Origin of the sequence: Allobosea massiliensis, from assembly GCF_042655245.1 — a bacterium.
GTDB lineage: Bacteria > Pseudomonadota > Alphaproteobacteria > Rhizobiales > Beijerinckiaceae > Allobosea > Allobosea massiliensis.
The window spans coordinates 84386-104580 of sequence record NZ_JBHSLU010000003.1 but is presented as its reverse complement, the minus strand read 5'-3'; the positions used below and the strand labels follow the sequence as shown (position 1 = coordinate 104580).

The following is a 20195-nucleotide window of genomic DNA, read 5'->3' as shown; positions in this document are numbered from 1 at the left end:
TGTCGGGCGCAGATGTGGCCGATCGCGATGCCTCACGCTACCGTTTTCGCCCGCTTCCGCTGCAGCTGAGTGCGAAGCGCGCGCAAGCCCTGGCGCAGGCGGGCTGCACCCTCCGGCAGGCCCGGCTCTGGCTCGCCCAGCCGGATCAGGGCATTGCCCATCTCCCGGCGCTCGCCCCAGACATAGGTGCCGGCATCGACCCCGTCGCCCGCACCGCTGTCGAAGACGGCGGGCGGCGTGCCGGCGAAATCCGCCTGCAGCATCGCGATCGTCAGGGCCCGTCCGGGGGAATGGCGCGCCTGCGTCTCGTCATAGGCGATCTTCAGGAAATGCCGGGTGCCGGCACTCTCGATCAGAAGGCCCATCGCCAGCGGCTGCCCGTCGAGCAGCAGTATGTCGAGCTGGAGTGCGTCGGTGGCGGCGAACTGCGCGGCCAGGCTGTCGAAATAGGCCTGCGCCTGCGGCAGCCTCGCGATTGCCGTTCCGGCTGCGCCCTTCCAGCCTGCGGCCTCCAGCGCCAGAAACTGCGGCAGCGCCTCGCGCGCCTCCACACCGCGCAGCCGTCGGAAGGCCAGCACGCCGTGTTTCCCGACAGCGCGGTACTGCTGCATTCGCTTCTTGTAGCTCTGGCCCAGAGCCCGGCGCAGATAGCGCTCGGCGTCGTCGCCGGCTTGCGGCAGCATCATCGGGCGCTGCCAGCGCTCGCTGGTCGAGAGGCGGCTGCCCGTGACGCGGCAGGCCTCCTGCAAGGCCGCGAAGCCGAAGCCTTGCAGCGGCAGCAATGGCAGGGCCAGGGTCCGGGGCAGGTCGGTCGCCGCCAGGACATGCCGCAGCATCGCCTGCATGGCGTCCTCGCCATGGTCGGCGTCGAGGACGGGGAGGGATGAGACCTCGTAGAGCGGCAGCAGCGGTGCCGTCAGAGCGGGGGCGAAGCCGGTGCGCCAGTCGCGCTGGCGGCGCAGCACCCAAAGGCCGGTCAGTCGCTCGGAGCCCAGCGCCTCGCTGAGCCAGGCCGCGAGAATGACGATGCGGTCCTCCGGCACGACGACGCGGGCGGCCGCGATCGCCGCCGGCGACATATGCGGGTTGGGTTCGCGCGAGCGGGCGGCCAACGCGGCGAAGGCCGCCGCATAGGCGGGATAATCGGCCGCGCCGATGCGCCTGACGACGATGCCGGAGGTCAAACCGAGCCGCCCTCGCGCCGGGGCCGGCCGAGTTCGCCACGCAGCGAGAGCACGAAGGCGATGACCTGCGCCGTGGCCCGGTAAAGCTCTTCCGGGATCTGGTCGTCGAGTTCGACCGCCGAAAGCGCCTGGGCCAGAACCGCATTTTCCTCCACCGCGACGCCATGGGCGCGCCCGGTCTCGACGATGCGCTCGGCCAGCTCGCCTCGGCCCTTGGCCGTGACGCGCGGCGCGCTCTCGCCGTCATATTCGAGAGCCACCGCGATCCGCGGGCGGGGGGGTATCGTCATGACAGGCGATCCAGAAACTGCCCGGCGGTGGGCTGGGCGATCCGTGGCTGGCCGGTGTGGATGTCGATGGCGCGGTTCTCGAAGCGCGCCTCGACGAGCGCGGCCTCAAGCCCAGGCGCGGCGCCGCGCAGCACGCGGCTGGTATCCTCGCGCTCGGCCCAGAGCGTGATGCCGACGCTGCGGCCCTGCAGCGTGACGATGCCCTGGAGCGGCCCGAGCGGCTCGACATCGAGCGCGAAGCGGACCCGCCAGAGCGGTCCTGCGGCAGCGTCCGTCTCCCGGCGCGGCGGCTCCCTCTCGATCTGGAGTGGCAGCATCGTTGTGCCCTGCTGAAGCGCGACCGGCAGTTCGGTCAGCCAGCGCTGCGGCTGCGCAGCCTCGGCGCGCGGCCCTTCCGCGGGCAGCGAGGCGTATTGGGACAGGGTGATCCGATCCAGCGCCGACTCGGTCTGCTCCAGCAGCGTGCGGACGACGTTCAGGGGCGTGTCGCCCCCGCCGAGGCTCGCTTCGGCGAGCGGAGGCGGGATGAGCGGGCCGTCGCGGCGCGGTGGCGGCGGCTTTGCCGGGGGCTCGCCCGTCGGCACGGGCAGGAGATCGGCCGGCAGCGCCCTGCCCGTCTTGGCAGGGAGTGCGGTCTCGGGCGGTGACAGCGCCTGCACCAGCGGAGCGAGACTGTCGCGCAGAGTCTGGAGATTGGTCTTGAGGTCGCCCTGTGGCGGCGGGGGACGGCCCTGCGCCTGCCGCGCCTCGAGAAAGAGGCCCGAGCCCTGAACCGCGGCCTTCAGCGCCGGCGCCGTGACGGGGCGGCGATCGATCGGCAGCGCCTGCGCGAGGACGCGCTCGACCAGGGTCAGGACCGGGCGTGGCAAGGCAAGGGCGACGTTGCCGGCGGACAAGGCGCGCATATTGGCGAGAAGCGGCGCGAGGCTGTCCTGGCCCGCCAGCGCCGGGCCGAGCAGCGGCCCGGCCTGGGCACGAGGAGATGCGGCCTGCAGTGTTGCAGGTGGGTCGGCGAGGGGCGACGCCGTGGTCGCCGCCACGGGAGCGGATCGAGCGGACAGGCCTTGGGGTGCAACCGAAGCCGCAGGGCCCGCAAGTGTCGCCGCTGCGGTTGCAGGCTGGTTACTGCCGGATGCGGGCACGCTCAGGCTCGGCGGTGCCTGCGATGTGCCGGGGGCCGGCTGCGGGGCGGGCGAGGGCGCGGAGAGAGAAGGGGGCGCTCCTGACTGCGTCTCGCCATGGACGGCCGGAAGGGCTGTCGGAGCGCTTTGCGGGCCGGCGGCGGGAGGCGGACGGACCTCCACCAGCGTCGCCTGCAGGGCGGCAGGGGTGCGGCCGTTCGGCGGCGCCGGGTCGAACCTCAGGACGAGCGTCGCACCGGGCTGCAGAGTGGCCTGCCTGGCGACCGGGCCGGAGAGGACGAGCGAGAAGGTCTCCTGGCCGAGCTGGGCGGTCGCCGTGCCGTCGCCCGCCAGCGCGAGCAGCCGCGCCTCCACCGTCCGACCCGCGACGAGGCCGGAGGCGGGCGCGAGCGCCTGCAGCAGCGTGGCCAGCGACTGGCTCTGGGCGAGGGTGGCGAGGTTCATCGGCTCCGGCCATCGGGTCGAGCGCGAGCGTGGCACGAAAGGTTAAGCATTTCCTTGCACTTGGCCGGGGGCTTCCGCTGCCGTCGGGCTTGCGCTCGCGTGCCTTGCAGGGCGCGGCTGCACGCAGCGTGCTGGCGGGAGGGGCGGGGCTGGGGCAGGCTGCCCGCAGGCCCGGATCGTCGGCGGGCCGATCGCCTGAAGGGAGCGTTTCGATGGAATATCGCCAGCTCGGCCGGTCCGGCCTCAAGGTGTCGCCGATCTGCCTGGGCACGATGATGTTCGGCGGCGCCACCGACGAGGTCGCCTCCCGCGCCATCGTCGATCACGCCCGCGAGGCCGGCATCAACTTCATCGACACGGCCGACGCCTACAGCGACGGCCGCTCCGAGGAGATCACCGGGCGGGCGATCGCCGCGCAGCGGCACGACTGGGTGCTGGCGACCAAGGTCGCCAATCCGATGGGTGCCGGCCCCAACCGCGCCGGGCTTTCGCGCAAATGGCTGATCCAGGCCTGCGACGACAGCCTGCGCCGGCTCGGCACCGACTTCATCGACATCTACTATCTGCACAAGGAAGATCATGCGACGCCACTGGCGGAAACGGTCCGCGCGATCGGTGATCTCGTGCGGCAGGGCAAGATCCGGCATTTCGGCGTGTCGAACTACCGCTCCTGGCGGGTCGCCGAGATCTGCCGGCTTTGCGACGAACTCGGGATCGACCGGCCGGTCGTCAGCCAACCCTATTACAACGCGATGAACCGCATGCCCGAGGTCGAGCACCTCCCGGCCTGCGGCTATTACGGGCTCGGCGTCGCGTCCTACTCGCCCCTGGCGCGGGGCGTGCTGACGGGCAAATACGCCCCCGGCGAGGCGCCGCAGCAGGGCACACGCGCCGCGCGGGGCGACAAGCGCATCCTGCAGACGGAATGGCGCGAGGAAAGCCTCGTGATCGCGCAGACAATCAAGCAGCATGCCGAGGCGCGCGGCATGACCACGATCCAGTTCGCAGTGGGCTGGGTGCTGAACAACCGCTTCCTGACGGCCGCCATCGCCGGCCCGCGCACGCTCGAGCAGTGGCAGGCCTATCTGGCGGCGCTCGACATCACTTTCACGCCCGAGGACGAGGCGCTGATCGACCGTCTGGTGCCGGCGGGCCACCCCTCGACGCCGGGCTACAGCGACCCCGCCTACCCGATCGAGGGGCGGCCGACGCGCACGGCTGCGTGAGCGGGCGGCCCGGCATTTGCCTTGTCGCTGTGTCGCACCTAACTGAGCGCGGTCGCGCCGGCTGAGGGCGCAGGCGGGAGGTGCGGAATGGCGGCCGAAGGACTCACGGGCGATCTGATCAAGGTGGTGAGCCTGCTGGGTGCCGGCGTGGTCGCCGTGCCGCTGTTCCGGCGGCTCGGGCTCGGCTCCGTGCTGGGCTATTTCACCGCCGGCCTCGCCATCGGCCCCTATGGCGTGGGCCTGTTTCCGAACCCCGAATCCGTGCTGCACGTCGCCGAACTCGGCGTGGTGATGTTCCTCTTCATCATCGGGCTCGAGATGCAGCCCTCACGATTGTGGAACTTGCGGCGCGAGATTTTCGGCCTCGGCGTGTCGCAGGTGGTCCTCTGCGGCACTTTGTTGACAGGCGTCGGCTATGCCTATGGCCTGCCGCTGCCGGCCGCCTTCATTGCCGGAATGGGCTTCGTCCTGTCATCCACCGCGGTCGTCATGCAGATGCTGAACGAGCGCGGCGAAAGTTCGACGCCGCAGGGCCAGCAGGCGGTCTCGATCCTGCTGCTGGAGGATCTCGCCATCGTGCCGTTGCTGGCGGTGGTGGCGCTGTTGGCGCCGGCCTCCTCGGCGCAGAGCAATGGCTGGCTCTCGGTCGGCATCGCGGCGGCCGCCGTCGCCGGGCTCGTCATCGCTGGGCGCTATCTGCTGAATCCGATGTTCCGTCTGCTGGCGCTCGCCCATGCGCGCGAGGTGATGACGGCCGCCGCGCTGCTGGTCGTGCTCGGCTCGGCGCTGACGATGCAGCTCAGCGGGCTCTCCATGGCGATGGGTGCCTTCCTCGCCGGTGTGCTGCTCTCGGAGTCGAGCTTCCGGCATCAGCTCGAGGCCGATATCGAGCCTTTCCGCGGCATCCTGCTCGGGTTGTTCTTCCTGGCCGTCGGCATGTCGCTCGATCTCGGCGTCATCGCCCGCAACTGGATGCTGATCGGCTTTGCCGTGATCGCCTTCATGAGCGTCAAGGCACTCGGCATCTTCATCGTCGCCAAGGTGTCCGGTTCGCGGACGCGCGAGGCGGTGACGCGGGTCGCGCTGTTCTCGCAGGGCGGCGAGTTCGCCTTCGTGCTCTACTCGGCCGCCGCCTCGGCCGGCATCTTCGATGCCCAGACCAATGCGGTGGCGAGCGCCACGGTCATCCTCTCGATGGCGCTGACGCCGCTGCTGGTGCTGGCGCTCGACCGCTTTCTGCCGCCGGAGGAGACCTCTCTCGACGGCGTCGACCTCGCCGACGGGCTCAATGGCCGCGCGCTGATCATCGGTTTCGGCCGCTTCGGTCAGGTTGCCTCGCAGGCCCTGCTCGCGCGGGGTTTCAGCGTCTCGATCATCGAGGTCGATGTCGAACTGATCCAGGCGGCGGCCGGTTTCGGCTTCAAAGTGCATTACGGCGACGGCACGCGGCCCGAGATCCTGCATGCGTCGGGGGCCGAGCGGGCCGAGGCGATCCTGGTCTGCGTCGATGACCGGGAGACCAGCAACCGCATCGTCGCCGTGGCGCAGGAGGCGTTCCCGCACGCCAAACTGTTCGTTCGCGCCTATGATCGCGGTCATGCGATGGATCTGATCCGGGCCGGGGTCGAGTACCAGATCCGCGAAACCTTCGAATCGGCCATGTCCTTCGGCACGGCGGTGCTGCTCGGCATGGGCGTGCCGGAGCAGGAGGCGGCCGAGATCGCCGAGGACGTCCGCAGGCGCGATGCGGAGCGCCTCGACCTTCAGGTCGCCAGCGACATCTATGCTGGCGTCAGCCTGATCCGTGGCAATGCGCCGGTGCCGGCTCCGCTGACCAAGCCGAAGACCGCCGGCAAGATCCACGGCAACGTCCCGGACGATCTCGGCGACATCTGAGAGGGTGGGATCAGTTCCCCGGTAGCACGATCATCGTCGGCCGGGCCGGGAGTCCCGCCTTCGTCACCGTGATCACCGGCTGATCGCGCCGCTCGATCGGCCAGTTGTCCTGAGAGCGGGCGAGGAAGCCGCTGAGCGTGCTGCCGCCGAAGAAGTGCATCGGGATCATCACCCGCGCCTGCAGCGATTTCAGCACCTCGAGCATGCCTTCCTGGTCGAGGGTGTAGCTGCCGTCGACCGGGAAGAGCACGACGTCGACCCGGCCGAGCGCGCGCAGATGGCCGGGTTCCAGCGGGTGATGCAGATGGCCGAGATGGGCGATGCAGAGCTCGCCGATCTCGAAGACGAAGATCGAGTTGCCGTCGAAATCGGTCGAGCCGGAATAGGAGCGGATATTGGTCGGCACGTTGCGAACGCGCAGATCGGCCATGGTCACGTCGTGCTTCGCCGCGCCGCGGCCGGTGGGGTCCCAGCCCGGCAGCACCTGTTTGATGCCGGGATCGGGGTTGCGCGAGTAATGCGTCGAATGGGCCTTGTTCATCGTGGCGACGTCGGGCGTCACCTGCGGCCGGACATAGTCGTTGTAGTCGGTCGCGATCTTCACCCCGGCAGGCGTCTCGATCAGGAAGGTGGCGTGGCCGACGAAGGTGATGCGCACCTCGTCCTTGCCGAGGGCGGCGAGCGTCAGATTGGCCCGATGGACGGGGAGTCCGAGCGAGGCCATCTCCGGTCGGCAGCCCGGCTCGTCGGACTGGGCGCGGGAGGGGGATGGCAGGAGCAGAACCGTCGCGGCCAGGGCGAGAAGCCCGTTGCGAACCGTTCTCCAGGATCTCGTCCAGCCCCGCATCGCCGCTCTCCCAACCTTCGGCCCCGCCAGTGTGATGCACGGTCCGGGCCGAAGGAAAGGGAGGTTGGCCGCCGCTGGCGCGTTTGTGAAAGGCCGCGGCGGCGCCGTCGTTACTGCTTGGCGAGGCCGAGATCCTTCAGCACGCCATTGCCACGCTCGGTGAAGGTCTTGGCATAGGCGGCGAACTCGCCGGGCTTGTCCCAGACGGGGGTGATGCCGCGATCGGCCATCGCCTTGCGGACCTCGGGGCGTTGCATCGTGCGTTCGGCCGCCTCGAACAGGATCTTGCGGCGGTCGGCCGGGATTCCCTTCGGGGCGGCCAGCGCGAACCAGTTCTGATAGGTCCAGTCCAGCCCGGCCTCCTTGGCGCTCGGCACATCCGGGAAGTTCGGGTGGCGTTCTTCGGTCATCAGCAGGATGGTGCGGACGCGGCCGGCATCGAGCATCGCCTTGGCCTCGATCGGCGAGCCGGTGAAGACGCTGATGCCGCCGGAGGCGAGGTCCTGCAGGGCTGGTGCGCCGCCATTGCTCGGCACCCAGCGAACGGCGTCGGGCGCGATGCCCGCCGATTTGAGCAGGCCGCCCGAGGCGATGTGCCAGGAGCCGCCGACGCCGGTGCCCGAGGCCATGAAGGTGCCCTTGGGATTCTCCTTGACTGCCTTGATGTAATCGGCCGCCGTCTTGATCGGGCTGTCGGCCTTGACCGTCACGCCGGCCGGAATGAGCGAGACGCGCGAGAAGGAATCGACGCTGTCGATGGTGATGTCGCCGAGACCGAGCGTCTTGAAGAAGGAGATCTCGGGGCTGATGCCGCCGACGGTGTAGCCGTCAGGCGTGGCGGTGGCGATCGCGGTGTGGCCGGTCAGCCCGCCGCCGCCGGTGCGGTTGACGACGTTGACCGGCTGCTTCAGCTCGGCCTCGTAGCCGGCGGCGAAGATGCGCATGACCGCGTCCATGCCGCCGCCCGCGGCCCATGGCACGATGAGCTGAACCGGACGATCCGGAAAGGCCCAGGACGGGCCGGCGACAGCGAGCAGGGCGGCCGCGCCGAGCGCAGCCTTGACGATGATCTTCATGGTCCCTCCCCAGGGATGGCCGCCGGCTTGGTCCGGCTGGTCCTGACAGGAGATTAGACTGCTTTGCGGCCGGCCATCAAGATATGCTGCATACAGTGTTCAGGCTGCGGGCGTCCCGGTGATGGCAGCCCGTCCGTGCCGCTCATCGAAGGCCGATGGAACCGCAGCCGCTTCCCAAGGCTCGTCAGTGATAGCGGTTGAAAGAGTAGCGGCGGACGGTCCGGGCCATGGCGAGCATCTCGCCGCAGGTCGCGGTCCTGCCCCCGCGCGTCTCGCGGATACTCTCGCTAACTGCCCATAGGGCGGGGCATGCCCGCCTCATTCGATCGATGGCTTCATAAGGGCGACGATCGTCGACCGCGTCATCGTCGAGGGGTGCAAATGGTTCGGCGTCATGATCCGCAATCTCGGCCAGGGTTCGCTCGGGTTCGACGCCCTTCAGGCCAGCGTACAGATCATCCGCCACCTCCACGGGCTGCCCGCACTCAACAGCCGCCAGCAGGGCAGCGATCGGCCAGCTCGGAGGCTCGTCGGCGGCGCCGAGGAAGGCGGCCAGCTCTGTCTCCTCCAGCCGCGCCCGGACGATCCTGTAGACATTGATCATCCGCTTGACGGCACGAGGGCTTTTGGCGGCAAGTGCACCGATTTCTGGGCTGGCGAGGAAGTCGATCTCGGCCTGGGTCAGCTTCACGGTGGCGAGCGCCAGGTCGAGTGCTTCCGCATCGGAACTGTCGCTGAAGTCCTTCATGTCGGCAAACAGATCAGCCACCGGTTCGGCGTCTGGCTCGTCCTCGGGCTCCGCCTCGCGCTTCGGGCGCCTGGTTGCGCCTCCCGTCGATGGCGTGGGGCCGACTGCTTCGCGGTTGGCCTCGAGCAGGCCACGCACATAGGCCGCGTAGCTCGCATTTTCGCCCTCGGTCGCGAGGGGGCGGAGCCAGAACGGCAGCTGGAAGATCTTCTCGAGATAGTCGATCGCTCGTTTGCGGCGGGCCATCTCGGCCCGCTGCCGGGCCTTCTCCCGCTCCTCCGCCGTAGCGCTATCTGGAAGATCCTCGATCGGGATGACGAACTGGCGGGCGACCGCCTCCTCGACCCAGCGCACATCGACACCGACAATCACGACGAAGAGCTGGAAGGCGAGCAGCAGGTGGATCGCCTGCAGCACGTCGTAGACCTGCGCATGGGTGCAGCGGTCGAGATCGTCGATGTAGAGCACGATGCGATCGGGAACCGCGCCGTCATTCGCCTCTCCGGCCCGGCGCTTCCGGCGCTCTTCCTTGACCACTTCCTCGACGGAGTGGAACAGACGTCTGGCGCGGCTGATCAGGCCGATCTGCGCGCCCACCGCCTTGGTCTCGGGGTCGTCCTCGATGATGTAGTGCAGGAGGCGCGGCGGGCTGGTGGCCCCATCGGCATCGACATAGCGGGTCAGGGCCTGTTGCGCGCGCTCCATGGCGTCGCGGCGCGCCCTGGCTTCGGCCGCGGCCTGCTTCAGTTCCGTTTCCCGCGCGAGAAGCTCCTTCAATCTGTCCTTCGTCAGGCTGTCGAGCTTTCCGGCGAAATCGGCGGTGCTCCTTGCAATCCCTGCGACGATCCGGATCGCCGGCAGCACCGCGCCCGAGACCGAGGCCACGGCCCCGACCCAGCCCCAGAAGCCGAACCGGGTCAGCCAGCTCGTCGCATCCGCCTTGTCGGTCGTTGCCCAGCCCGCAATTGCGGCGGCCATAAAAGCCAGGGCCACCAGCATCAGGGCAACACGCCAGCCCCGCGCCATCACGACCGCTGCGATCGTCTTCAACTGGCCGCCGATGGTCTGCACGTCCCGGGCGACGCCGACGAAATCGTCGATGCCCTTCGAGGGATCGTCCTGATAGGCGCGCCGCCCGAGCTCGGCCAGATCGGATTTGTGCTTTTCATAGGCGCTGCCGATCGCATCAATCAGGGTCTGCGAGAGAGCGTCGCGCTGCCCGGCCGGCACGGCCGCGACAGCCCTGTCGCGGGCTTTTTGCGCATCGATGAGCGTGCGTTCGCTTTCGTTCAGCGCTTCGCGCGTCGCGGTCAGGGTGCTCGCCAGATTGTGGACATGGGCATTGACCCGCTCGACGAGCCGCGCGTGGAGATTGCGTCCCTGCCGCTCCGAGCCCCCCGCTCGCAGTTGATCGAAGAACTCCGCCGTCAGGCTGGCCCAGAGATTGGCATCGGCATAGTGCCAGGCGTTGAAGCGGATCTGGACGACGTTCTCGACGAAGCGTGTCCCGGGCTGCGCACCCGCTTCCCCATAGGCGGGATCGCTCGCCCGTCTGAGCCGTGCCGCGCGCTCGTTGGCGGTCAGCTGGCCGATCTCGCGCTGCAATCGCTCCATGAAGCTCGATTTGCCCGAGCCCCATTCCCCGAACAGCCCGATGGAAAGGGGCGTCGTCGCCTCTTCGACACAGATCAGCCGGGCGAAGGCGGACACGTCGGGCCCGATGCCGAGCGGGTCCGCGTCGCTGGTCGACGCGCGATCGGCGTCGAAACCCGGATAGGCGTCTGGTTTCGCTCCTTCGGGCACAAGCGCGCCGAGCGCTGCCCAGGCTGTGCCCGGCGTCTTCAGGAAGCGCGACCAGATCTCGACATTCTCCCCGATCTCGGGCGTCTCGAGGATGCGCTCGATCAGGCTTTCGCGAAGGGCCAACAGATCGAGCCCGATCGCGAGAGCCTCCTTGCGCATCTCGCGGACAACGGCCCGATCCGGAGAATCGAGGGCGGCTACGATCAGATGGCGCGCATCGAAGCGCGACCGGCCGACCGTCGCTTTCGCCAGCTCCACCGCCATCCGGATCGCGCGTGAAGCCGCCTCCCGCAGCATGATGCCGCGATGGGGCGAGGCCAGCCTTGTGGTGGTGCCGTAGGACGCGATCGTTTCGGCGCGAACACCCTGCGCCTCCGCGAAGTCGACGAGCCACCGCGGTGCGGACCATGTGCCGGGCGGCTGCGTCACGCCCACCGCGACGGCCGCCTGCAGGATCAGCATCACGCCGATGGTGGCGGCATCTTCGCCGTCGCGGCGGATGGCCCGATCTCCCGCCGCTCGCAGGATTTCGCGGGCGGCGTCGGAATGAGCGAGACGGAGCGCCTCGGTCAGAGAGATCGGAGCCGCGAGATCCGGTGACGGCGCCGATGTGGATGACTCTCCGGCGGCCTGATCCGCCCGCCGCCGGGGGCTTGAAGGCTGAGGCCGGTCGTCGGGATCAGGCGGGGCGGATGCGTCCGGGATTGATGCCGGCTGTGGCTCGGGCCGGGGCGGCCGATGGTCCGCTCCCGTATCGGGTGGAGGGATCTGGTCGGATCGAAAGGGCGTCGAAAAGGACGAGGTCGCGTTCGAGGATGATAGGGAGGAGACGTCCAAGGGCGGCGTGGAAGTCTGAGGCGTCGGCTGGGATGCGCCCTTGCGGGACGATGAGCGCCTCGATGCCTTGGCCCGACCCGTCAATTCCATCGCCTGCTCCTGCGGCAAACGGCGGCAGTCAGTCGTTGTGAATGGTCCCCGCCACGCACATTGTGATAGGCGTCAACCAATTATGCAAGCAATGGTTGTATTTGTCCGGCGTGCGCCGCCCGTTGCCTTCGCCGGCCCCGTCGCCTATCTAGCGGCCAGATTCCCGAAAGTCCGAAGCCCACGCCCGCAGCGGAGCCCGCACGCCCATGTCCCGCCAGTTCATCTACCATATGCGCGGCCTGTCGAAGACCTATCCGGGCGGCAAGCAGGTTCTCAAGGACATCCACCTCTCCTTCTATCCGGATGCCAAGATCGGCGTGCTCGGCGTCAACGGCGCGGGCAAGTCGACCCTGCTCAAGATCATGGCGGGCTATGACAAGGAGTGGACCGGCGAGGCCTGGGTCGCCGAGGGCGCGCGTGTCGGCTACCTGCCGCAGGAGCCGAAGCTCGACGAGGCGCTGACCGTGCGCGAGAACGTCATGCTCGGCGTCGCGCCGCAGAAGGCCGTGCTCGACCGCTACAACGAGCTGGCGATGAACTATTCCGACGAGACCGCCGACGAGATGACGGCGCTGCAGGACGAGATCGAGGCCAAGGGGCTGTGGGATCTCGACTCCAAGGTCGACCAGGCGATGGACGCGCTGCGCTGCCCGCCGGACGACTGGGCCGTTTCCAAGCTCTCGGGCGGCGAGCGCCGCCGCGTCGCGCTCTGCAAGCTGCTGCTGGAGCAGCCGGAATTGCTGCTGCTCGACGAGCCGACCAACCATCTCGACGCCGAGACGACTGCCTGGCTGGAAGGCCATCTGCGGACCTATCCGGGCGCGATCCTGATCGTGACCCACGATCGCTACTTCCTCGACAACGTCACGAGCTGGATCCTCGAGCTCGATCGTGGCCAGGGCATTCCCTATGAGGGCAACTACTCGGCCTGGTCTGTGCAGAAGCAGAAGCGCCTCGCCCAGGAGAACCGGGAGGACGCCTCGCGCCAGAAGATGCTCGAGCGCGAGCAGGAGTGGATCTCGGCCTCGCCCAAGGCCCGCCAGGCCAAGAGCAAGGCGCGCATCCAGCGCTATGACGAGCTCGTCCAGAAGGCCAACAACAAGGGCCCCGACACGGCGCAGATCATCATCCCGATCGCCGAGCGGCTGGGCAACAACGTCGTCGATTTCGAGAACATCTCGAAGGGCTTCCAGGACAAGTTGCTGATCGACGGGCTGACCTTCAAGCTGCCGCCGGGCGGAATCGTCGGCGTGATCGGCCCCAACGGCGCCGGCAAGACCACGCTGTTCCGGATGATCACTGGGCAGGACAAGCCGGATTCCGGCACGATCAAGATCGGCGAGAGCGTCACGCTCGGCTATGTCGACCAAAGCCGCGACTCGCTCGACGACAAGAAGAACGTCTGGGAGGAGATCTCGGGCGGCAACGACGTGATCTATCTCGGCAAGAAGGAAATCAATTCCCGCGCCTATTGCTCGGCCTTCAACTTCAAGGGCGGCGACCAGCAGAAGAAGGTCGGCTCGCTCTCGGGCGGCGAACGGAACCGCGTCCATCTGGCCAAGATGCTGAAGGCCGGCTCCAACGTCCTGCTGCTCGACGAGCCGACCAACGACCTCGACGTCGACACGCTGCGGGCGCTGGAAGAGGCGCTGGAGGATTACGCCGGCTGCGCCGTGATCATCAGCCACGATCGCTGGTTCCTCGACCGTATCGCGACCCATATCCTCGCTTTCGAGGGCGACAGCCATGTCGAGTGGTTCGAGGGCAACTTCGCCGATTACGAAGAAGACAAGAAGCGTCGCCTCGGCATCGACTCCACGATCCCCAAGCGCATCCAGTACAAGAAGTTCTCGCGCTGAGGCGCTCTTCACCAAGAAGCCCCGCGGCATCGAGCGTGCCGCGGGGCTTCTTCTGTTTCTGGGCAGCGCCAGCGCTGCCAAAGCCGAGCGCCTAGCGTGACAGCGCCGTCCGCAGGGCGGCGATCTGGTCGGTGAGGCTGCGGGCCTCCTCCGCCGTCAGCCCCGTGGCTTCCTGGACGCAGGGCGGCACGCTGCGGGCCTTGTCCAGCAGGGCCTTGCCGCTCGCCGTCAGCCGCAGGCGGACCTGGCGCTCGTCGGCCGGGTCGCGGCTGCGCGAGACGAGCCCCGCCGTCTCCATGCGCTTCAGCAGCGGCGTCAGCGTGTTGGATTCGAGGAAGAGCCGTTCGCCGATCTCGCCCACGGTGCGGTCGTCGCGCTCCCAGAGCGTCACCATGACGAGATATTGCGGGTAGGTCAGGCCGAGTTCGTCCAGCAGCGGCTTGTAGAGCCGGTTGAAGGCGTGGCTGGCGGAATAAAGTGCGAAACACAGGAAATCGTCGAGCTTCGGATCGGATGGCGGGGCGGGGGCGGTCATCAGCATCTCCTCGTCCGGCCTAAAATAATCGCACACGATCCAATCGCAAGGGATTGACAGCGACAGTGCTCGCTCTTATTCAATCGCTCACGATCTAATCGATAGCGACTGAAGATCGGCCGACGGTTCTCCGCCGGGCCACCTGAACCAGAAGGAGACGAGATCATGTCGAACGCCAACGAAACCGCCGCCAACGCTCCCGCCCGCCGCGACCTGCTGACCGGCATCGCCCTGGCTGCCGCCACGGCCACCGCCGCGTCGCTGCCGACCGGCGAAGCTGCCGCTCAGACGCGCCCTGCCGCGAAGGCGCCGGCCCGCCCGGCCAAGCCGGTCGTCGATGGCGACCATGTCATCACCCGCGAGGGCTTGCGCCTCTACTTCAAGGACTGGGGTCCCAAGGATGGTCCGGTGGTGACGCTGAGCCATGGCTGGCCGCTCTCCTCCGACAGCTGGGAGAACCAGGCCTTCTTCCTCGCCAGTAACGGTTTCCGCGTCATCAGCCATGACCGGCGCGGCCATGGCCGCTCCAGCCAGGTCTGGGACGGCAACGACATGGACCACTATGCCGACGATCTGGCGGAGGTGATCGAGGCCCTCGATCTGAAGAACGTGTCGGCCTTCGGCTTCTCGACCGGCGGCGGCGAAGTGGCGCGCTATGTCGGCCGCCACGGCACCAAGCGGCTCGCCAGGGTCGGCTTCATCGCCGCGGTGACGCCGATCATGCTGCGCACGCCCTCGAACCCGGACGGCGTGCCGCTGGAGGTCTTCGACGGCATCCGCAAGGGCTTCCTCGCCGACCGTGGCCAGCTCTTCCGCGACATCGCGTCGGGTCCCTTCTTCGGCTACAACCGCCCCGGCGCCAAGGCGAGCGCGGGTGCGATCGAGGCCTGGTATGCGCAGGGCATGCAGGCCGGCTTCAAGAACACCTATGACTCGATCAAGGCGTTCTCGGAGACCGATTTCGTCGCGGATCTGAAGAAGGTCAACCGGCCGACGCTGATCGTCCATGGCGACGACGACCAGATCGTCCCGATCGAGACGACCGCGCGCGCCGTCAAGCGCCTGCTGCCGAGCGCTACCCTGAAGGTCTATGAGGGCGCCCCGCACGGCCTCTCCGAGACCCACAAGGACCGTCTGAACCAGGACATGCTCGCCTTCCTGAAGGCCTGAGCCGCCCAGAGCCAATGATGGAAGCGGGGGCGCGGTGCGCCCCCGCAGCCGTTTTCGCGTTAATTGCCTCGCCCGCAGCGCCCGACATCGCCGCGCGGGTTCGAACCCAAGCTGCGGGCTTTACGTCTCCGGCGGTGGCGCCAGGGCTTGCTGCAATTCCCGCAGGAACAGCGCACTGGCCGGCGGGAGGGTCCGGCCGGCGCGGCGGATGACGGTGATCCGTCGGGCGAAGGCGGGAGAGCCGATGCGTCGGGAGCGCAAAGCAGGCACGGCTCTGACCTCCATCGCCGAGCCGGGCAGGATCGCCACACCGAGGCCGGCGCTCGCCAGCGCAGCGGCTGTGCTCATATAGGTCGCCTCAGCCGCCACCTCGATGCGCAGCCCCGCGGCCGAGAAGGCCTGATCAACGACCTGTCGTACGCTCGTGGCGCTGTCCATCAGGATCAGCGGGTGAGCGGCCAGATCCGCCAGCGACACCTCGCCCTCACGCTCCAGTGCGTGGCCTTGGGGAAAGACGGCGTGCATGTGGTCGGTCGTCGTCAGCAGCGCTTCGAGGTCCTGAAGGTCCAGGCTGCCGCCCGTGATGCCGAGATCGACCTCCTCGGCTTGCGTCGCGGCGTTCACCGTGGCGGCGATGGCGTCGCGGATCACGAAGAGAACGTCCGGATGGGCACGGCGGAAGCGCGCGATGATGTCCGGCAGGAGTCCCGAGGCAATCGACGGCAGCACGGCGAGCCGGACCACGCCTCGACTGAGACTGGCCTGGGCCCGGCTGTCGCTGACGATGCCGTCGAGTTCGCGAACGAGCCGTTCGAAGACCGGGAGGAGGTCCCGCCCCGCCCGCGTCAGCGCAACGCTGCGGGTGTTGCGGTCGAAGATGCGCAGCGCGAGTGCCTGTTCGAGCTTGCGGATCTGAACCGTCAGCGCCGGCTGCGAGAGGGCGAGCCGGTCGGCCGCGCGGGTGAAGCTTCCCGTGGCTGCGACCGCTAGGAAGGCCCGCATCTGGCGAATGTCGATATTCATACTGGAAGATAATCACTGCGATCCGATCAATTCAATTGTCCTATCGGATGGCCCATGGTCCCTTTCCCAGCATCAGGGAGCAGGGTGGTGCGGCAGGTTCGGCTGGGAGCGGGAGCAGGGTTTTCGGGCGACAGGATCGAGCCGGCCGTCGAGCTGGCCGAGCAGGGGAAGCTCGACTATCTCGTGTTCGAATGCCTGGCCGAGCGAACCATCGCCCTTGCCCAGCAGGCGCGCCGCCTCAATCCCGAAAGCGGCTTCGATCCACTGCTGACCACCCGGCTCGCGGCCGTACTGCCGGCCTGTCGTGCCGCCGGGACGCGCATCGTCACCAATATGGGCGCAGCGAACCCACTCGCCGCGGCTGCGGAGGCCCGCCGTGTGGCGCAGGAGCTGGGGCTCGGTCCGCTGGTCATCGCCGCCATCACGGGCGACGACGTGCTGGCCGCCCTCGACGGCGACAGCATGATCGAGGAGACCGGACAGCGCATATCCGATCTCGGCGACAGGCTGGTGTCGGCGAACGCCTATCTGGGTGCCGAGCCGATCGCCGAGGCGCTCTCGGGCGGAGCGGATCTCGTCATCACCGGACGTGCCGCCGACCCCTCGCTCTATGTCGGCCCGATCCTGCATGCTTTCGGCTGGGCCGCGGATGACTGGCACCGGCTCGGCCAGGCCACATTGGCTGGCCATCTGCTCGAATGCGCCGGACAGGTGACCGGCGGCTATTTCGCGGATCCCGGCTTCAAGGATGTGGCAGGACTGGCGCGGCTCGGCTTCCCGATCGGCGAGTTCGGCGAGGACGGATCGCTCGTCGTCACCAAGGTGGCCGGCAGCGGCGGAGTGGTGTCGCCGGCGACCTGCAAGGAGCAGATCCTCTACGAGGTGCATGACCCCGCGCGCTATCTGACGCCCGACGTCACCGCCGATTTCTCGCGCGTCCGCGTCGAGCCCATCGGGCCGGATCGGGTCGCCGTCAGCGGCGCGACCGGTCGTTCCCGGCCCGACGATCTCAAGGTCTCGCTCGGACTGATGGAAGGCTTCGTCGGCGAAGGGCAGATCGCCTATGCCGGGTCCGGTGCGGTGGCCCGCGCGGCGTTGGCGCGCGAGATCGTGCGCGAGCGCCTGTCCCGGACAGGCATCGCGCTGCAGGATCTGCGCTGTGATCTGATCGGCCTCGATGCGCTGCACGGCGAGGCGCTGTCCGGTGCCAGCGGCCGTGAGCCCTATGAGGTCCGCCTGCGGGTCGCCGCCCGCACGGCCGATGCCGCAACCGCCGCGCTGATCGGCGCCGAGATCGAAGCCCTCTACACCAACGGGCCCGCCGGGGGCGGCGGCGTCAGCCGGCAGGTGCGGGAGGTGCTCGGCATCCGCTCCGTGACGATCCCGCGGGCGAGCGTGAGCCCGGTGATCACCTGGCTGGAGGCGTGAGATGAAGCTTCGCGCCATCGCCCATTCGCGTTCCGGCGACAAGGGTGACGTCTCCAACCTCTCGCTGATCGCGTACGACCCGGCCGATTTCCCGCTACTCGTCCGCGAGGTCACGGCGGCGCGCGTCAAGGCGCATTTCGGCTCGCTCGTGGCGGGTGAGGTGGTTCGCTACGAGGTCGAGAGCCTCGGCGCGCTGAATTTCGTGATGCGCCAGGCGCTCGGCGGTGGTGTGACGCGCTCGCTCTGCCTCGACACCCACGGCAAGAGCCTGAGCTCCGCGCTGCTCGATCTCGAGATCGAGCCAGGCAAGGCGGCGGCCGAAAGCGGTCCCATCCAACAAGAACAGCATAAGGAGGAAAAGCCATGAAGACGATGATCACCGCGCTGGTTGCGGGGCTGGTGCTGGCGCTACCGGCCGGCGCGCAGGATTTCCCGAGCCGCAACATCAAGTTCGTCGTGCCCTTCGCCGCGGGCAGCGCGACCGACGCCGTCGCACGCATCCTCGGCGACCATGTCTCCAAGACATTGGGCAAGCCGGTGGTGGTGGAGAACCTGGCCGGCGCCAGCGGGGTCATCGCCGCCCAGAACGTCGCCCGTGCCGAGCCGGATGGCCATACCGTCCTGATCACCACCAATACCACGCATGGTGCCAATCAGAGCCTGCTGAAATCGGTGCCCTATGACGCGGTCGGCGGTTTCGAGGCGATCGGCAAGATCGGGACGATCACGCTGGCCCTGACCACCCACCCCTCCGTTCCGGCCAAGACCGTCGCTGAACTGGTTGCCCACGCAAAGGCCAATCCCGGCAAGCTGACCTTCGGCGCCGGGTCGAGCTCGTCGCGCATCGCCGGCGAGATGCTGAAGTCGCTGGCAGGTATCGACCTGACCTATGTGCCCTATCGCAGCAACCCGCAGGCGATCACCGATCTGCTCGGCGGCCAGATCAGCATCGTCTTTGCCGACATCTCGACGACGATGCCTCAGGTCCGCGCCGGCAAGGTCAATGGTCTGGCGGTCTCGACAGCCAGCCGCAGCGCCCTTGCGCCCGAACTGCCGACGATGGCCGAGGCCGGCGTCCCGGGCTACGATCTGGCGGCGTGGTTTGCCGCCTTTGCGCCGGCCAAGACGCCTGCACCTGTCGTGGAGGCGCTGCACAAGGCCATTGCCGCGGCGCTGGCCGACAAGGCGACCCAGGACCGGCTTCTCGCCGCCGGCATCGAGCCGGAGGGCAGCTCGCCCGAGGCGTTGAAAGCCTTCGTCGTGGCCGAGATCGCCAAATGGGCCGACATCGTCAAGAAGGCCGGCATCCAGCCCGAGTGAGGCGAGAGCGGCGGATCAGCCTGCCGCCGCCAGCCGCTGCATCGCGCCCTCGCGCCCGCCGACGAGGATTTTCTCATCGACCGACTTGATGTCGCGCAGGCCGCAGAGCGCCATCGTGACGTCGAGTTCCTTGCGGATGATCTCGAGGCAGCGGGTGACGCCGGCCTCACCCATCGCGCCGAGGCCGTAGAGGAAGGCGCGGCCGATGAAGGTGCCGTGGGCGCCGAGCGCCAGCGCCTTGATCACGTCCTGGCCAGAGCGGATGCCGCCGTCGAACAGCACCTCGATGCGGTTGCCGACCTGGTCGACGATGGCCGGCAGCGCCTCGATCGAGGACAGCGCACCGTCGAGCTGGCGGCCGCCATGGTTGGAGACGATCAGCGCGTCGGCGCCGCTGCGGGCGGCGTTCTCGGCGTCCTCGGGGTCGAGGATGCCCTTGAGGATCAGCTTGCCGCCCCACTGATCCTTGATCCGCTTGACGTCGTCCCAGTCGAGGCGGGGATCGAACTGGTCGGCGGTCCAGGACGAGAGGGAGGACATGTCGGCGACGCCGGAGACATGGCCGACGATGTTGCCGAAGCTGCGCCGCGGCGTGTCGAGCATCTTCAGGCACCAGCGCGGCTTGGTGGCGAGGTTGATCAGGTTGGCGAGCGTCGGCTTCGGCGGGGCGGAGAGGCCGTTGCGGATGTCCTTGTGGCGCTGGCCGAGAATCTGCAGGTCGAGCGTTAGCACGAGCGCCGAGACGCCGGCCGCCTTGGCGCGCTGGATCAACCGCGCGCTGAAGTCGCGGTCCTTCATCACATAGAGCTGGAACCAGAACGGGTTGCCGACATGGTTCGCGATGTCCTCGATCGAGCAGATGCTCATGGTCGAGAGGGTGAAGGGCACGCCCGCCTTGGCGGCGGCCTTGGCGGCCAGGATCTCGCCATCGGGATGCTGCATCCCGGTCATGCCGGTCGGGGCGAGCGCGACCGGCATGGCGACGGTCTCGCCGATCATGGTCGATTCCAGCGTGCGGTTCGTCATGTCGACGGCGACGCGCTGGCGCAGCTTGATCTTGGCGAAATCGGTCTCGTTGGCGCGGTAGGTGCCCTCGGTCCAGGCGCCGGAATCGGCATAGTCGTAGAACATGCGCGGGACGCGGCGCTTCGCCAGCAGGCGCAGATCTTCGATCGTCAGGGGCTGGGCCATGGTGTCGAGCCTCGTCGCTTTCAGGTCACCCGCGGCGGTGACTCGCATGAGCGGCGGCGGGGCGCAAGGCCGCTGCCCTGCGGCGT

Annotated in this window: 16 protein-coding genes; 7 read left to right on the top strand and 9 right to left on the bottom strand. The window is 68.4% G+C overall.

Annotated features, from left to right (window positions below; all coding sequences use genetic code 11):
- Positions 1 to 32 precede the first annotated feature (32 nt).
- From ACFPN9_RS00725 to fliK, 3 genes are read right to left on the bottom strand one after another with little or no spacing between them, the layout of a single operon-like run.
- Positions 33 to 1184: a GNAT family N-acetyltransferase gene (locus ACFPN9_RS00725; RefSeq protein WP_066722112.1), complete on the bottom strand. Its 1152-nt coding sequence runs from the start codon at positions 1182 to 1184 to the stop codon at positions 33 to 35.
- Complete coding sequence (locus tag ACFPN9_RS00720) at positions 1181 to 1474, bottom strand: EscU/YscU/HrcU family type III secretion system export apparatus switch protein (RefSeq protein WP_066722114.1); 294 nt, start codon at positions 1472 to 1474, stop codon at positions 1181 to 1183. Before ACFPN9_RS00720 ends, ACFPN9_RS00725 begins: the two co-directional genes overlap by 4 nt.
- Positions 1471 to 3060 (bottom strand): flagellar hook-length control protein FliK, encoded by a 1590-nt coding sequence (gene fliK / locus ACFPN9_RS00715; RefSeq protein WP_066722116.1) that lies wholly within the window; start codon positions 3058 to 3060, stop codon positions 1471 to 1473. Before fliK ends, ACFPN9_RS00720 begins: the two co-directional genes overlap by 4 nt.
- A gap of 212 nt (positions 3061 to 3272) precedes the next feature.
- Here fliK and ACFPN9_RS00710 point away from each other — a divergent pair, with 212 nt between their 5' ends.
- Together ACFPN9_RS00710 and ACFPN9_RS00705 are read left to right on the top strand one after the other, a co-directional pair.
- On the top strand, positions 3273 to 4286 hold the full coding sequence (locus ACFPN9_RS00710; protein ID WP_066722118.1) for an aldo/keto reductase: 1014 nt from the start codon (positions 3273 to 3275) through the stop codon (positions 4284 to 4286).
- Positions 4287 to 4373: 87 nt separating this feature from the next.
- The gene (locus tag ACFPN9_RS00705; protein WP_066722120.1) at positions 4374 to 6182 is read left to right on the top strand and encodes a monovalent cation:proton antiporter-2 (CPA2) family protein; all 1809 of its coding nucleotides are present in this window, start codon (positions 4374 to 4376) and stop codon (positions 6180 to 6182) included.
- A gap of 10 nt (positions 6183 to 6192) precedes the next feature.
- Here ACFPN9_RS00705 and ACFPN9_RS00700 read toward each other — a convergent pair whose 3' ends face one another.
- From ACFPN9_RS00700 to ACFPN9_RS00690, 3 genes are all read right to left on the bottom strand, one after another.
- Positions 6193 to 7029 carry an MBL fold metallo-hydrolase gene (locus ACFPN9_RS00700; protein ID WP_066722122.1) on the bottom strand — a complete coding sequence of 279 codons (837 nt, stop codon included), beginning with the start codon at positions 7027 to 7029 and terminating at the stop codon, positions 6193 to 6195.
- A gap of 110 nt (positions 7030 to 7139) precedes the next feature.
- The gene (locus tag ACFPN9_RS00695; protein ID WP_066722123.1) at positions 7140 to 8105 is read right to left on the bottom strand and encodes a Bug family tripartite tricarboxylate transporter substrate binding protein; all 966 of its coding nucleotides are present in this window, start codon (positions 8103 to 8105) and stop codon (positions 7140 to 7142) included.
- A gap of 184 nt (positions 8106 to 8289) precedes the next feature.
- Positions 8290 to 11118: a P-loop NTPase fold protein gene (locus ACFPN9_RS00690; RefSeq protein WP_066722125.1), complete on the bottom strand. Its 2829-nt coding sequence runs from the start codon at positions 11116 to 11118 to the stop codon at positions 8290 to 8292.
- Between the two features lie 671 nt (positions 11119 to 11789).
- Between ACFPN9_RS00690 and ettA the strand changes: the two genes are divergently transcribed.
- Complete coding sequence (gene ettA / locus ACFPN9_RS00685; RefSeq protein ID WP_066722127.1) at positions 11790 to 13442, top strand: energy-dependent translational throttle protein EttA; 1653 nt, start codon at positions 11790 to 11792, stop codon at positions 13440 to 13442.
- Between the two features lie 91 nt (positions 13443 to 13533).
- Here the strand turns inward: ettA and ACFPN9_RS00680 are convergent, their stop codons facing one another.
- Positions 13534 to 13983 (bottom strand): MarR family winged helix-turn-helix transcriptional regulator, encoded by a 450-nt coding sequence (locus ACFPN9_RS00680; RefSeq protein ID WP_066722129.1) that lies wholly within the window; start codon positions 13981 to 13983, stop codon positions 13534 to 13536.
- A gap of 159 nt (positions 13984 to 14142) precedes the next feature.
- Between ACFPN9_RS00680 and ACFPN9_RS00675 the strand changes: the two genes are divergently transcribed.
- Entirely contained in the window at positions 14143 to 15147 is a 1005-nt protein-coding gene (locus ACFPN9_RS00675; RefSeq protein WP_066722131.1) for an alpha/beta fold hydrolase, read from the top strand.
- A gap of 120 nt (positions 15148 to 15267) precedes the next feature.
- On the opposite strand, the gene ACFPN9_RS00670 is transcribed toward ACFPN9_RS00675, so the two are convergent.
- Entirely contained in the window at positions 15268 to 16170 is a 903-nt protein-coding gene (locus ACFPN9_RS00670; protein WP_066722133.1) for a LysR family transcriptional regulator, read from the bottom strand.
- 87 nt (positions 16171 to 16257) lie between these two features.
- On the opposite strand from ACFPN9_RS00670, the gene ACFPN9_RS00665 reads away from it, so the two are divergent.
- The 3 genes from ACFPN9_RS00665 to ACFPN9_RS00655 are packed head-to-tail and all read left to right on the top strand — an operon-like array spanning position 16258 to position 18918.
- Positions 16258 to 17598: an acyclic terpene utilization AtuA family protein gene (locus ACFPN9_RS00665; RefSeq protein WP_066722135.1), complete on the top strand. Its 1341-nt coding sequence runs from the start codon at positions 16258 to 16260 to the stop codon at positions 17596 to 17598.
- 1 nt (position 17599) lies between these two features.
- Positions 17600 to 17965, top strand: a complete 366-nt coding sequence (locus ACFPN9_RS00660) for an AtuA-related protein (protein ID WP_066722137.1) — start codon at positions 17600 to 17602, stop codon at positions 17963 to 17965.
- Entirely contained in the window at positions 17962 to 18918 is a 957-nt protein-coding gene (locus tag ACFPN9_RS00655; protein ID WP_066722138.1) for a Bug family tripartite tricarboxylate transporter substrate binding protein, read from the top strand. The genes ACFPN9_RS00660 and ACFPN9_RS00655 overlap by 4 nt, the downstream gene beginning before the upstream one ends.
- Before the next feature lie 15 nt (positions 18919 to 18933).
- On the opposite strand, the gene ACFPN9_RS00650 is transcribed toward ACFPN9_RS00655, so the two are convergent.
- Positions 18934 to 20109: an alpha-hydroxy acid oxidase gene (locus ACFPN9_RS00650; RefSeq protein WP_377814931.1), complete on the bottom strand. Its 1176-nt coding sequence runs from the start codon at positions 20107 to 20109 to the stop codon at positions 18934 to 18936.
- Positions 20110 to 20195 lie beyond the last annotated feature (86 nt).

Bases quoted from the DNA above. Each gene is read 5' to 3' on its own strand.
- ACFPN9_RS00655 (WP_066722138.1), top strand. From the start codon at position 17,962: ATGAAGACGATGATCACCGCGCTGGTTGCGGGGCTGGTGCTGGCGCTA.
- ACFPN9_RS00700 (WP_066722122.1), bottom strand. From the start codon at position 7,029: ATGCGGGGCTGGACGAGATCCTGGAGAACGGTTCGCAACGGGCTTCTC.
- ACFPN9_RS00675 (WP_066722131.1), top strand. From the start codon at position 14,143: ATGTCGAACGCCAACGAAACCGCCGCCAACGCTCCCGCCCGCCGCGAC.
- ACFPN9_RS00650 (WP_377814931.1), bottom strand. From the start codon at position 20,109: ATGGCCCAGCCCCTGACGATCGAAGATCTGCGCCTGCTGGCGAAGCGC.
- fliK (WP_066722116.1), bottom strand. From the start codon at position 3,060: ATGAACCTCGCCACCCTCGCCCAGAGCCAGTCGCTGGCCACGCTGCTG.
- ACFPN9_RS00660 (WP_066722137.1), top strand. From the start codon at position 17,600: ATGAAGCTTCGCGCCATCGCCCATTCGCGTTCCGGCGACAAGGGTGAC.
- ACFPN9_RS00695 (WP_066722123.1), bottom strand. From the start codon at position 8,105: ATGAAGATCATCGTCAAGGCTGCGCTCGGCGCGGCCGCCCTGCTCGCT.
- ACFPN9_RS00720 (WP_066722114.1), bottom strand. From the start codon at position 1,474: ATGACGATACCCCCCCGCCCGCGGATCGCGGTGGCTCTCGAATATGAC.
- ACFPN9_RS00705 (WP_066722120.1), top strand. From the start codon at position 4,374: ATGGCGGCCGAAGGACTCACGGGCGATCTGATCAAGGTGGTGAGCCTG.
- ettA (WP_066722127.1), top strand. From the start codon at position 11,790: ATGTCCCGCCAGTTCATCTACCATATGCGCGGCCTGTCGAAGACCTAT.
- ACFPN9_RS00690 (WP_066722125.1), bottom strand. From the start codon at position 11,118: ATGCTGATCCTGCAGGCGGCCGTCGCGGTGGGCGTGACGCAGCCGCCC.
- ACFPN9_RS00710 (WP_066722118.1), top strand. From the start codon at position 3,273: ATGGAATATCGCCAGCTCGGCCGGTCCGGCCTCAAGGTGTCGCCGATC.
- ACFPN9_RS00670 (WP_066722133.1), bottom strand. From the start codon at position 16,170: ATGAATATCGACATTCGCCAGATGCGGGCCTTCCTAGCGGTCGCAGCC.
- ACFPN9_RS00680 (WP_066722129.1), bottom strand. From the start codon at position 13,983: ATGCTGATGACCGCCCCCGCCCCGCCATCCGATCCGAAGCTCGACGAT.